Origin of the sequence: Streptomyces gilvus (assembly GCF_022513565.1) — a bacterium.
Classification (GTDB): Bacteria; Actinomycetota; Actinomycetes; order Streptomycetales; family Streptomycetaceae; genus Streptomyces; species Streptomyces gilvus.
On sequence record NZ_JAKWBE010000003.1, the window covers coordinates 385610 to 398435 of the forward strand.

Below are 12826 nucleotides of genomic sequence, written 5' to 3' on the forward strand. Positions count from 1 at the left end.
GAACACGAGCGAGGGCGCCCCGGGCCGGTCAGGCTCGGGGCGCCCTCGCTTTCGTGTCCGCGATGAATGCGTACCCGCCGGTACCCGCTACGAGTGCGTGCGCAGCAGGGTGCGCATCGTGCGCATCGCCACCGACAGGTTGGCGAGGTCGAACGTCTCCGAGCCCTGGATCTCCTCCAGGGTCGTGCGCGCCCGGCCGAGGATCGCCGCGTTCTTCTCCTGCCAGGTCTTGAAGCGCTGTTCGGGCGTCGAGGTGCCGTTGCCCACCGCCAGCACGTCCGCGGTCAGTGCCGCGTGGGCCGCGTAGAGGTCCTCGCGGATGGAGGCGCGGGCCATGGACTGCCAGCGGTCGGCGCGGGGCAGCTCGATGATGCGGTCCATGAGCTGGGTGATGTGCAGCCGGTCGGCGAGGTCGTAGTAGACCTCGGCGACGTCCAGCGGCTCCTTGCCCATGCGGTCGGCGACCGAGACGATGTCGAGCGCCGGGAAGGCGGAGGAGAACCCGGCCACGCGCGTGGCGAGTTCGTCCGGGACGCCGGCGCCGGTCAGCTCGTCGTAGATCTGCTGCCACCACTCGAGGTCCGCGCCGCGCAGCAGCTTCGGCAGCTGCAGCCAGACCTGCTCGACGCGCTCGGAGAAGAAGTCGACGGTCTCGGCGAGCTGCACCGGCTGCGGCCGGTTGTTGAGCAGCCACCGCGTGCCGCGCTCGACCAGGCGCCGCGAGTGCAGCCGGATCCGGGTCTGCACGGCGGCCTCGACCTGGTTGTCCAGGGCCTCCACCGCGTCCCACACGGGCGCCGAGCGGAAGATCGCGCGGGCCACGGTCTGCGCCCGGACGATCTCCTCCAGCGACGCCCCGGTCTCCTCGCGCAGCCGGTGCAGATACGTCGTACCGCCCGTGTTGACCGTGTCGTTGACCAGGACGGTCGTGACGATCTCCCGGCGCAGCGGGTGGTTGTCCATGTACTGCGGGAACTGCTCGCGCAGCGCCGTCGGGAAGTAGGCGTGCAGCAGACCGCGCAGGTGGGTGTCGTCGGGGAGGGTGGTGTGCAGCAGCTCGTCGGCGACCGTGATCTTCGTGTACGCCAGCAGGACGGCCGTCTCCGGACCGGTCAGGCCCTGGCCCTGGCCCAGCCGCTCGCGGATCTGGCGGTCGGTGGGCAGGAACTCCAGCGCCCGGTCGAGGTGGCCCTCGCGCACCAGGTGCCGCATGAAGCGCTGCTGGGCGTGGAGCATGTCCTTGGACTGGGCGAGCGCGTTGGCGATCGCGGTGTTCTGCGCGTAGTTGTTGCGCAGGACCAGCGCGCCGACCTCGTCGGTCATCTCCGCGAGCAGCTTGTTGCGCTGCTTGACGGTCATGTCACCGTCCGCGACCAGGCCGTTGAGCAGGATCTTGATGTTCACCTCGTGGTCGGAGGTGTCCACGCCCGCGCTGTTGTCGATGGCATCGGTGTTGATCTTGCCGCCGTGCAGCGCGAACTCGATCCGGCCGAGCTGGGTCAGGCCCAGGTTGCCGCCCTCGCCGACGACCCGGACGCGCAGGTCGGCGCCGTCGACGCGGATCGGGTCGTTGGCCTTGTCGCCGACGTCGGCGTGCGACTCGGTGCTGGCCTTCACATAGGTGCCGATGCCGCCGTTCCACAGCAGGTCCACCGGCGCCCGCAGGATCGCCTTCATCAGGTCCGCCGGCGTCATCTTGGCGATCTTGTCCTCGATGCCGAGGGCCTCGCGGATGTGCGCGTTCAGCGGGATCGCCTTGGCGGTACGGGGGAACACCCCGCCGCCCGCCGAGATGAGCTCGGTGTTGTAGTCCGCCCAGCTGGAACGGGGCAGCTCGAAGATGCGGCGGCGCTCGGCGTAGGAGGTGGCCGCGTCCGGGTGGGGGTCGATGAAGATGTGCCGGTGGTCGAAGGCGGCGACCAGGCGGATGTGCTCGCTCAGCAGCATGCCGTTGCCGAACACGTCACCCGACATGTCGCCGATGCCGACGACCGTGAAGTCCTCGCTCTGCGTGTCCACGCCCAGCTCGCGGAAGTGCCGCTTGACGGACTCCCAGGCGCCGCGCGCGGTGATGCCCATGCCCTTGTGGTCGTAGCCCGCGCTGCCGCCGGAGGCGAAGGCGTCACCGAGCCAGAAGTTGTACGACTCGGCGACCTCGTTGGCGATGTCCGAGAAGGTCGCGGTGCCCTTGTCGGCGGCGACGACCAGATAGGTGTCGTCCTCGTCGTGCCGGACGACGTCCTGCGGGGGCACGACCTCGCCCGCGACCATGTTGTCGGTGATGTCGAGCAGCGCCGAGATGAACGTCTTGTAGCTGGCGATGCCCTCGGCCAGCCACGCGTCCCGGTCCGCCGCCGGGTCCGGGAGCTGCTTGGCGACGAAGCCGCCCTTGGCGCCCACCGGCACGATGACGGTGTTCTTCACCATCTGCGCCTTCACCAGGCCGAGGATCTCGGTACGGAAGTCCTCACGCCGGTCGGACCAGCGCAGGCCACCGCGCGCGACCTTGCCGAAGCGCAGGTGCACGCCCTCCACGCGCGGGGAGTACACCCAGATCTCGAACGCCGGGCGCGGCGCGGGCAGGTCGGGGATCGCCTGCGGGTCGAACTTCATGGAGACGTAGTCGTGCGGCCTGCCGCCCGCGGCCTCCTGGAAGAAGTTCGTGCGCAGGGTCGCCTTGATGACGGTCAGGAACGACCGGAGGATGCGGTCCTCGTCGAGGCTCGCCACCTGGTCGAGGGCCGCGTCGACCTCTTCGAGGAGGGCGTCGACGATCTCGCGGCCCGCGCGCTGGCGGTCCGGCGACATCCGCGCCTCGAACAGGGAGACCAGCAGCCGCGTGGTGTGGACGTTGTTGCGGAGGGTGTCCTCCATGTAGTCCTGCGAGAAGGTGGAGCCCGCCTGCCGCAGGTACTTGGCGTACGCGCGCAGCACCATCGCCTGCCGCCAGGTCAGCCCGGCGCTCAGCACGAGGGAGTTGAAGCCGTCGTTCTCCGCCTTGCCGGTCCAGGTGGCGGCGAAGGCCTCCTGGAAGCGCTCACGGCCGTCGTCGCCGTAGTCGCCGCCGGTCTTCGAGGTGGGCATGCGCAGCCCGAAGTCGTAGATCCAGGCGATGGAACGGTCCGCGCACCGCAGCTCGTACGGCCGCTCGTCCGTGACCTCGACGCCGAGCCGGCTGAGGACCGGCAGCACCGCGGAGAGGGAGACCGCGTCGCCCTTGCGGTAGATCTTGAAGCGGCGCTCCTCGGGGGAGGCGCCCACCGGCTCGTAGAGGCTGAGGGAGAAGTCCTTGCCGTCCTGCTGCTGGGTCTCGCTGAGCTGTTCCAGGTGGACGAGGTCGGCGACCGCGGCACGCGGCGTGTGGTCGGCCTTGTAGCCCTCGGCGAAGGCGTTGTTGTAGCGGCGCAGCAGCTCGGCGGTCCGCTCCTCGCCGAGTTCGGCGTTCAGCGCCTCGGCGAAGGCGTCGGCCCAGGAGCGGGCGGCCTCCACCAGACGCGCCTCGATGCGCTCCTTGTCGGCGTCGGACAGCTCGGGCAGCTCGGTGCCCTGCGGGACGCGGACCACGAAGTGCAGCCGGGACAGGATCGACTCGGTGTTCCAGGCCGTGAAGTCGACGCTGATACCGCCCAGTTCCTCCTTGAGGATGTCGATGATCCTCAGGCGGACGCCCGTCGTGTAGCGGTCGCGGGGCAGGTAGACGAGGGCGGAGTAGTAGCGGCCGTACTCGTCCTGGCGCAGGTAGAGCCTCAGGCGCCGGCGCTCCTGCAGGTACAGGACGGAGGTGGCGATGGACTCCAGCTCGTCGGCCGGGGTCTGGAAGAGCTCGTCGCGCGGGTAGGTCTCCAGGATCTGCAGCAGGTCACGCCCGTCATGGCTGTTGGGCGAGAAGCCGGCGCGCTCCAGGACCTCGTCCACCTTGCGGCGGATGACCGGAACCCGGCGCACCGATTCGGTGTACGCGGCGGAGGAGAACAGCCCCAGGAAGCGGCGCTCGCCGATCACGTTGCCGTCCGCGTCGAACTTCTTGACGCCGATGTAGTCCAGGTACGACGGCCGGTGCACGGTGGCACGGCTGTTGGCCTTGGTCAGCACCAGCAGGTTGTGCTCGCGCGCCTTGGCCCGGGCGTCGGCGGGCAGCCGCTCGAAGGACGGGGAGACCGGGTGGCCCTCCTCGCCGGCGTGGTGCGGGTCGGATCGCAGTATGCCGAGGCCGGTGCCGGGGACGGCGGCCAGGGTGTCGTCGTCGCGCAGCTGGTACTCGCGGTAGCCGAGGAAGGTGAAGTGGTCGGCCGCCAGCCAGCGCAACAGCTCGCGGGCCTCCTCGATCTCCAGGTCGCGCAGATCGGGGGCGACCGGCTCCTTGGGCAGCTCGTCGGCCATGCGCAGCGCCGCGTCGCGCATCTTGTCCCAGTCCTCGACGGCCTCGCGGACGTCGGACAGCACCCGCAGCAGGTCGACGGTGATCTGCTTCAGGTCGCCGCGGTCGGTCTCGCGGTCGGTCTCGACGTGGATCCAGGACTCGAGGTGCGCGTCGTGCGGCAGGTCGCCGCCCGCGTGCGCGGGCAGCACCTCGATGAGCTTGCCGGTGAGGTCGCGGCGGACCACGATCTGCGGGTGGATCACGACGTGGATGCCGCGTCCCTGCCGGGTGAGCTCGTTGGTCACGGAGTCGACTAGGAAGGGCATGTCGTCGGTGACGACCTCGACCACGGAGTGGCTGCACGTCCAGCCGTTCTCCTCCACGGTCGGGGTGTGCACCCGCACGCTGGCCGTGCCCTGAGGGCGGTTCTCGGCCAGTCGGTAGTGCGAGAGCGCGGCTCCGAAGACGTCGACCGGGTCGCGGCCGGTGAGGTCCTCCGGGGCGGTGTGCAGGTAGTAGCGCTGGAGGAACGCGAGCACGGACTCCTGGTCCGGGGTCTCCGGGGTGTCGGGTGTGCCCTCGTCCGCCGTCCCGGTCGGTAGGCCCCCGACCGGGCTGTTCTCAGCTACCCGAGCGGCCCTCTCCAGCAGCTCGGCCTTGGCTTCGTCCAGCTTGGTCTGCATTGTCCTCTGGCTCCTGTCGCGCGCCGTTGCGTGACGTAGAAGGAAGTACGGTCTCTTCCCCAGCGGCTCGACGCCACGGCCCGGGTTCTCCGGTCTGCTCCGACGCTATGCCGCAGGGTGAGATGAGCGGGGGGTTATCAGCCATTCTCGACGCGCCCACGGGATGTGACATCGCTCTCCGCGACGCCGGTTTCCGGGGTGTGTACGGCCTCCTGGGGGCCCGTGCGGCCCCGTCCCGCCCGCGAGGACCAGCGACCGCCGCCCGGTCACGGAGATGTTCCGTGCTCTCCGGGCGCAGGGCAGGGGCAGCAGTGCCCCCGCGAGCTATCGCGCTGATCACGCCACCAAGGCTATCGCTCCTGACAGGGGCCACGTCATGAGCCGTATGTGTACAAAACCAGGGGTGGAAGTTTGACATTCTGCACAGCGACCAACCTCCGCGCGCCCCCTTGGCAAGCGCGCCCGGCGGAGGCACGTTGCCGACATGACAGCCAAAATCCTCATCGTCACCGGCGACGCGGCGGAGTCCCTGGAGGTCCTCTACCCCTACCAGCGGCTGCGCGAGGAGGGCTACGAGGTCCATGTCGCCGCTCCTTCCCGCAAGACACTGCGCTTCGTCGTCCACGACTTCGAACCCGGCTTCGACACCTACACCGAGAAGCCCGGCTACACCTGGCCCGCCGACCTCGCCTTCGCCGACGTCGAACCGGGCCAGTACGCCGCCCTCGTCATCCCCGGCGGCCGGGCCCCCGAGTACCTGCGCAACGACCCCGAGCTGCGCAAGATCCTCAAGTCCTTCTTCGACGCCGACAAACCGGTCGCCCAGATCTGCCACGGTCCCCTCCTCACCGCCTCCATCGACAGCCTGCGCGGCCGCCGGGTCACGGCGTATCCCGCGCTGGAGCCCGACATGCAGGCCGCCGGAGCGACCTTCCAGGACACCGAGGCGGTCGTCGACGGCACCCTGGTCTCGTCCCGGGCGTGGCCGGACCATCCGGCATGGATGCGGGAGTTCCTCACGGTGCTGCGGGCCAAGGCGCCGGTGACGTAGGTGCCGGTCACGTAGCCGGCCGGGCGCTCACGCGGCGAGGCGCTCGGCCTCCATGACCGCCTCCGCCAGCGTGTCCACCACCGGCACGCCGGCCTCCTCCAGGCTGGCGCGGCTGTGCGACCCCCCGGTGTACAGCACGGCCCGGGCTCCCACGTGCCGTGCGGCCACCGCGTCGTCGGCGGCGTCCCCGATGACGACCGTCCGGGCCGGATCCACCGTGGCGAGCGAGGCGAGGTGGCGCACCATGTGCTCCGCCTTGCTCCCCCCGGAGGGTCCGGTGCGGCCGTCGACGCGTATGAAGTGCGCCTCGATCCCGAAGCCCCGCACCAGCGGCACGAGGTCCTCGTGTCCGTACATGCTGAGGATCGACTGGCTGCGTCCCGCCGACCGCCATCCGGCGAGCAGCTCCGTCGCCCCCTCGGTCAGCGCGCACCGGCCGCGGTGCTCGCTGTAGTACCGGTGGAAGGTCAGGTCCATGAGCTCCCACTCGGCGTCCGTCGGCAGCCGCCCGAGCAGCCGCTCGTAGAACTTCGGCACCGGGACGCAGTACAGCGTCCGGTACTGCTCGATCGTGATCGGCGCCAGCCCCAGCTCGGCGAACGCCGCGTTCGTCGCCCCGATGATCGCGTCGTTGTCGTGGAACAGCGTCCCGTTCCAGTCCCACACGATGTGCGCCCCTGCGTTCTTCCCCATGCCCAAAACGTACCCGCCGCCTCTGACAATCAAGAGAACGGCGGGTCGACCGGGGTGCGCTGAGGCAGTCGACCGGGGTGCGCCGAGGCAGTCGACCGGGGTGTGCCGAGGCGGTCGACCGGGGTGTGCCGAGGCAGTCGACCGGGGTGTGCCGAGGCGGTCGACCGGCGCGTGCAGAGGGCGGTCGACTGGGGCGAGCCGACGGCGGCCGAACGGGGCCAGCCAAGGCGGTCAACCGGGGTGTCCAGTGGACAGTCGACCAGGGCGGGCCGACGACGATCGACCGAGGCGAACCGACAGCGGTGGACCGGGGCCAGCCAAGGCGGCCAACCGGGGTGTCCAGTGGACAGTCGACCAGGGCGGGCCGACGACGATCGACCGAGGCGAACCGACAGCGGTGGACCGGGGCCAGCCAAGGCGGCCAACCGGGGTGTCCGGTGGACAGTCGACCAGGGCGGGCCGACGACGATCGACCGAGGCGAACCGACAGCGGTGGACCGGGGCCAGCCGAGGCGGCCAACCGAGGCGGGCCGTCGGCGGTCGAGCGGGGTGTGCTGACGGCTATCGATCGGAGCGGGCAGAGGGAGTTCAGTCCGCGAGGCCCACCAGGTTCGGGACCTCCTGCGTGGCGTACCAGAGCAGTTCGTGGTCCTCGGCCCCGTCCACCACGAACTGGGCGTCGTCGTCACCACGGTCCGCCGCCTCCAGCGCCTCGGCCGCCGCCGCCACGTCCGTCTCCGCGTCGTCGAGGTCGACGTGCACGGCGGCCGCCTTGGCCAACGGTACGGCCTGGCTGACGCGGACCTCGCCGAGCGCGGCAGGGTCGAGTCCGCGGTCCGGGTCGGCCCAGGCCGCGCCGTCGGGCACGTCGACGGCGACCACGACCCGGCGCCGGGGAGCCCCGGCGTCGGCGGCGAGCAGACGCAGCGAGGCGAGGGCGGCGCGGTTCAGCGCCGCGTACTCCAGTTCCTCGATGTCGTCGGAGAGGTACCACTCGCGCAGCGCGGGGGTGACGGCGTAGGCGACGAGCGGCCCGGCCCCCAGCTCTCCCGTCTTGTACGCCTCGGCGAGACCGGGGAGGGTCAGGGGGACGTAGACGCGCATGTCTGGCCGCTTTCGTGATCGAGGGCTCCGCTGGACAGGGCCTTCAGGATACGTGCGGGCGTCCCCTTTCGAGTCCCCGGTGATGACGCCGAGGCCGTCAACCCCGGGCCCATAATTCACCCTCGACCCCCGCGTGAACTCGGGCTTACAACCCCCTAGATCACCCTGATAGGTGAACCTTCCGGCCGCTCCGACCCGATCTGCCGCTTCCTTGCTGCCGCCATCGCGTTCCGTACAAGATCCGTGACAGGAAGTTACCGCCCGGTACCACCGCTCGACCGGGCGCTCATGGACACGCTCATGGAAACGGGGACACCCATGCACAAGGTCATGACCAGGGCAGCGCAGAGCCGGCCGGGGTCTCGCCCACCGGGCCGCCATGACACGCGTCGCCCGGGCGGCGCACCGCCGCGCACCCCGGGCGGAGCCTCGGCCGGGACCGCCCCGGGAGGTGGCCGCCCGCCCGGCTCCCACGCCTCCGGGCGGCCGGGCGCCACGCGTCCCACAGACAGCCGCCCCGCGTCAGCTCCAGCCCCGACTTCGATCCCGGCTTCGGCTTCGGCTTCGGCGAGGAAGGCGCCCACCGGGCTCGCCCGAGTGGCAACCGCACCGTCGGACACCACCACGCCGGACACCACCACGCCGGACTTCGCACAGTCCGGCACCACCCCGGACTTCTCCACATCGCCGGACACGGCACACGCGATGCCGGCACCGCCGGTTCGGCGGGCCGTCCCGCAGCCCCGCCCCACCGACGTCTTCGCCGACCGTCTGCTCGCCGTCCTGAGCGGGCAGCGGCCCGTCCACTGGATGCTCCGCCACACCGCGGGCCGTGCCTACGACGAACTGGCCCTGCTCGCCGAACGCGGGCCCCTGCGCGCCCGTGGCACCCGCCCCGTCGTCCGCGACATCGGCTACTGCGTCCCGCGCCCCGGCGCCATCGAGGCGTTCGCCCGGATCGGCGCCGGGGAGCAACTGCGCGCCATGGCCTTCCGCCTGGAGCAGGGCCGCGATCTGCGCTGGCGCTGCACGGCCGTGGAGCTGGGCGGCCCCCGCCCCGCGCGTGCCGCCAACGACGACTAGGCGACCGTACGCGACAGGGCCGGGTCATCCCGCGGATGACCCGGCCCTCGAGCCGCTACGACGCCTCGCGCGCCGTCGCCGCCGTCACTTCTTGCGGCGACGCCCGCCCCGCGCCTGCTTGCGGCGCTCCGCGCGCGTGAGGCCGTCGGCCTCCGAGCGCACCGGCTCCTCGTCGCCGACGAAGTCGCCTTCGACGGTGCCGCCTTCGCCGTCCACGGTCGGCGCGGAGAAGTGCAGGTTCCGTCGCTGCGGCGCGTCCAGCCCCTTCGCGCGGATCTCCGGACGCACGCCCGCCTGGGCCGGCACCGCGTCCTGCTTCTCCATGTCGACCGGAGCGGCGTCCTCGACCGGGACCTCCTCGACCTGCTGCTCGACCTGGACCTCCAGGTTGAACAGGTAGCCGACGGACTCCTCCTTGATGCCCTCCATCATCGCGGTGAACATGTCGAAGCCCTCGCGCTGGTACTCGACCAGCGGGTCCTTCTGCGCCATCGCGCGCAGGCCGATGCCCTCCTGGAGGTAGTCCATCTCGTAGAGGTGCTCGCGCCACTTGCGGTCCAGGACCGACAGCACGACCCGGCGCTCCAGCTCACGCATGATCTCGGAGCCGAGCTGCGCCTCCCGCGCCTCGTACTGCTCGCGGATGTCGTCCTTGATGGACTCGGAGATGAACTCGGCGGTCAGACCGGCCCGGTCACCGGCGGCCTCCTCCAGCTCCTCCACCGTGATCCGCACCGGGTAGAGCTGCTTGAAGGCGCCCCACAGCCGGTCGAGGTCCCAGTCCTCCGGGAAGCCCTCCGCGGTCTCCGCGGCCACGTACGCGTCGATCGTGTCGTCCATGAAGTGGCCGACCTGCTCCTGCAGGTCCTCGCCCTCCAGGACGCGGCGCCGCTCGCCGTAGATGACCTCACGCTGGCGGTTGAGGACCTCGTCGTACTTCAGGACGTTCTTACGGGTCTCGAAGTTCTGCTGCTCGACCTGCGACTGGGCGGACGCGATCGCGCGCGTGACCATCTTGTTCTCGATCGGCACGTCGTCCGGGACGTTCGCCATCGACATCACGCGCTCGACCATCTGGGCCTTGAACAGCCGCATCAGGTCGTCACCGAGGGACAGGTAGAAGCGGGACTCGCCGGGGTCGCCCTGACGGCCGGAACGACCGCGCAGCTGGTTGTCGATACGGCGCGACTCGTGCCGCTCGGTGCCCAGCACGTACAGCCCGCCGAGATCCTCGACCTCTTCCTTCTCGGCCTTGACCGCCTGCTCGGCCCGCTCCAGGGCCGCGGGCAGGAACTGGGCCCACTCCTCGATGTGCTCCTCCGGGTCGAGGCCGCGCTGGCGCAGCTCCGCCTCGGCGAGGTCCTCGGGGTTGCCGCCGAGCTTGATGTCCGTACCGCGGCCGGCCATGTTGGTGGCCACCGTGACGGCGCCCTTGCGGCCGGCCTGGGCGACGATCGTCGCCTCCCGGTCGTGCTGCTTTGCGTTCAGCACCTCGTGCTGGATGCCGCGCTTGGACAGCTGCTGCGAGAGGTACTCGGACTTCTCGACCGACGTCGTACCGACGAGGATCGGCTGGCCCTTCTCGTGCTTCTCGGCGATGTCGTCGACGACCGCCTCGAACTTCGCGACCTCGGTGCGGTAGATGAGGTCCGACTGGTCCATGCGGATCATCGGCTTGTTGGTCGGGATCGGGACCACGCCGAGCTTGTAGATCTGGTGGAACTCGGCGGCCTCGGTCATCGCCGTACCGGTCATGCCGGAGAGCTTCTTGTAGAGGCGGAAGAAGTTCTGCAGGGTGATCGTGGCGAGCGTCTGGTTCTCGTCCTTGATGTCCACCCCTTCCTTCGCCTCGATCGCCTGGTGCATGCCCTCGTTGTAGCGGCGGCCGGCGAGGATACGGCCGGTGTGCTCGTCGACGATCATGACCTCGCCGTCGATGACGACGTAGTCCTTGTCCTTCTTGAAGAGCTCCTTGGCCTTGATGGCGTTGTTCAGGTAGCCCACCAGAGGCGTGTTCACCGACTCGTACAGGTTGTCGATGCCCAGCCAGTCCTCGACCTTGGTGACACCGGACTCGTGGATGGCGACCGTGCGCTTCTTCTCGTCGACGTCGTAGTCGCCGGTCTCCTCGACGCCCTTGAGCGGGTTGCCGGCCTCGCCGCGCTTGAGGCGCAGCACCAGCTTGGCGAAGTCGCCGTACCACTTGGTGGCCTGGTCGGCGGGGCCGGAGATGATCAGCGGCGTACGGGCCTCGTCGACCAGGATGGAGTCGACCTCGTCGACGATGGCGAAGTTGTGCCCGCGCTGGACGAGTTCGTCCTTGGACCACGCCATGTTGTCGCGCAGGTAGTCGAAGCCGAACTCGTTGTTCGTGCCGTACGTGATGTCGCACTCGTACTGCTCACGGCGCTGGGCCGGCGTCATGTTGGAGAGGATGCAGCCGACGCTCAGGCCCAGGAACTTGTGGACGCGGCCCATCATCTCGGAGTCGCGCTCGGCCAGGTAGTCGTTGACCGTGATGAGGTGGACGCCGTCACCGGAGAGCGCGTTCAGATACGCGGGCAGGGTGCCGACCAGGGTCTTGCCCTCACCGGTCTTCATCTCGGCCACATAGCCGAGGTGCAGGGCCGCACCGCCCATCAGCTGCACGTCGTAGTGCCGCTGGCCGAGGACGCGCTTGGCGGCCTCGCGCACGGTGGCGAACGCCTCGGGCAGCAGGTCGTCCAGGCTCTCGCCGTCGGCGTAGCGCTGCTTGTACTCATCGGTGAGGGCCCGCAGCTCGGCGTCGGAGAGGTCGACGAAGTCCTCTTCGATGGAGTTGACCTGGTCCGCGATGCGGTGCAGCTTGCGCAGGATCTTGCCTTCGCCTGCACGCATGATCTTCGAGAGGACGGACACGGGGGTTGGTCTCCTTGCCGGTCGGGCCTGGGACAGTCGGTTTCCATTTGACTTACTGAGCAACGGCCATCGTATGCGAGGACCGGCCCCGGTCGGGAGGCCTGCTGTGACGACGACCTTTCAGCACTCGGCGCACCGCCTCAAATCTTCTTCAAAGCGGCCAATGGACGGGTTCACAGAGAACAACGGACGGACCCCGCGGATGGTGCCGGATCCCGCCGACGAATTGCGCGAATTGTGATCACCCGCTCACGCTCGGCAAAAAGATGGCGTCCCCCACCGGGCCCCGAGCAGAATCAGCCGATGGAACCCGTGACGCTCACCACCGCCCGTCTGCTGCTGCGCACGGTCGGCCCGCAGGACACCGACGCGGTGCACGCCGCCGCCCAGGACCCCGACATCCAGCGCTGGACCACCATCCCCTCCCCCTACCTGCCCGAGCACGCGCGCAGCTTCACACAGGAGATCGTCCCCGAGGGCTGGGCCAACGGCTCGATGCTCACCTTCGGCCTCTTCCTCCCCGAAGGGGAGGACCTGGTGGGCATGCTCGGCCTGACCATGCGTTCGCTGAGCACCGCCGAGATCGGGTTCTGGGCCGCCAAGGAGCACCGCGGCAACGGCTACGTCACCGAGGGCACCGTCGAGGTCTGCCGCTGGGCGTTCACCCACCTGTCGGTCGACCGCGTGGAATGGCGCGCGGAGGTCGGCAACAGACCCTCCCGCGCGGTGGCCGAGCGCGCCGGGTTCGTCATCGAGGGCACCCTGCGCTCCGCGATCACCCACGGAGGCGTACGCCGTGACGCCTGGGTGGGCGCCCTGCTGCCCTCGGACCTGGGGCTGCCGTCGACGGCACCGTACCTGCCGGCGCGGGTACAACCCGAGTAGCCCACGCCGAGCCCGATCCCGGGCAACCGTCGACGGATCCCCAGCTCAGCCGCAGCTGTCAGTCCCGCC

General features: G+C 70.1%; 7 protein-coding genes. 3 read left to right on the plus strand and 4 right to left on the minus strand.

From position 1 onward, the window contains the following. Positions 1 to 87: 87 nt before the first annotated feature. A complete protein-coding gene (locus MKW14_RS08205; RefSeq protein WP_240860375.1) occupies positions 88 to 5043 on the minus strand; it encodes an NAD-glutamate dehydrogenase in 4956 nt (1651 codons plus the stop codon). A 484-nt stretch (positions 5044 to 5527) separates the two neighbouring features. On the opposite strand from MKW14_RS08205, the gene MKW14_RS08210 reads away from it, so the two are divergent. After that, entirely contained in the window at positions 5528 to 6094 is a 567-nt protein-coding gene (locus MKW14_RS08210; protein ID WP_240860377.1) for a DJ-1/PfpI family protein, read from the plus strand. A 27-nt stretch (positions 6095 to 6121) separates the two neighbouring features. Here the strand turns inward: MKW14_RS08210 and MKW14_RS08215 are convergent, their stop codons facing one another. Together MKW14_RS08215 and MKW14_RS08220 are read right to left on the minus strand one after the other, a co-directional pair. Next, the gene (locus MKW14_RS08215) at positions 6122 to 6787 is read right to left on the minus strand and encodes an HAD family hydrolase (RefSeq protein WP_240860379.1); all 666 of its coding nucleotides are present in this window, start codon (positions 6785 to 6787) and stop codon (positions 6122 to 6124) included. Between the two features lie 588 nt (positions 6788 to 7375). Next, positions 7376 to 7891: a DUF6912 family protein gene (locus MKW14_RS08220; RefSeq protein ID WP_240860381.1), complete on the minus strand. Its 516-nt coding sequence runs from the start codon at positions 7889 to 7891 to the stop codon at positions 7376 to 7378. A gap of 318 nt (positions 7892 to 8209) precedes the next feature. Between MKW14_RS08220 and MKW14_RS08225 the strand changes: the two genes are divergently transcribed. After that, the gene (locus tag MKW14_RS08225; RefSeq protein ID WP_240860481.1) at positions 8210 to 8974 is read left to right on the plus strand and encodes an Rv3235 family protein; all 765 of its coding nucleotides are present in this window, start codon (positions 8210 to 8212) and stop codon (positions 8972 to 8974) included. An 84-nt stretch (positions 8975 to 9058) separates the two neighbouring features. On the opposite strand, the gene secA is transcribed toward MKW14_RS08225, so the two are convergent. Continuing rightward, complete coding sequence (gene secA / locus MKW14_RS08230; RefSeq protein WP_240860389.1) at positions 9059 to 11872, minus strand: preprotein translocase subunit SecA; 2814 nt, start codon at positions 11870 to 11872, stop codon at positions 9059 to 9061. A 303-nt stretch (positions 11873 to 12175) separates the two neighbouring features. On the opposite strand from secA, the gene MKW14_RS08235 reads away from it, so the two are divergent. Continuing rightward, positions 12176 to 12757: a GNAT family N-acetyltransferase gene (locus tag MKW14_RS08235; protein WP_240860391.1), complete on the plus strand. Its 582-nt coding sequence runs from the start codon at positions 12176 to 12178 to the stop codon at positions 12755 to 12757. The last annotated feature ends 69 nt before the right edge of the window (positions 12758 to 12826 follow it).

What these genes read in the sequence shown, in the direction of transcription:
- MKW14_RS08225 (WP_240860481.1), top strand. Translation starts at nt 8,210, where the DNA reads ATGCACAAGGTCATGACCAGGGCAGCGCAGAGCCGGCCGGGGTCTCGC.
- MKW14_RS08215 (WP_240860379.1), bottom strand. Translation starts at nt 6,787, where the DNA reads ATGGGGAAGAACGCAGGGGCGCACATCGTGTGGGACTGGAACGGGACG.
- MKW14_RS08210 (WP_240860377.1), top strand. Translation starts at nt 5,528, where the DNA reads ATGACAGCCAAAATCCTCATCGTCACCGGCGACGCGGCGGAGTCCCTG.
- MKW14_RS08220 (WP_240860381.1), bottom strand. Translation starts at nt 7,891, where the DNA reads ATGCGCGTCTACGTCCCCCTGACCCTCCCCGGTCTCGCCGAGGCGTAC.
- MKW14_RS08205 (WP_240860375.1), bottom strand. Translation starts at nt 5,043, where the DNA reads ATGCAGACCAAGCTGGACGAAGCCAAGGCCGAGCTGCTGGAGAGGGCC.
- MKW14_RS08235 (WP_240860391.1), top strand. Translation starts at nt 12,176, where the DNA reads ATGGAACCCGTGACGCTCACCACCGCCCGTCTGCTGCTGCGCACGGTC.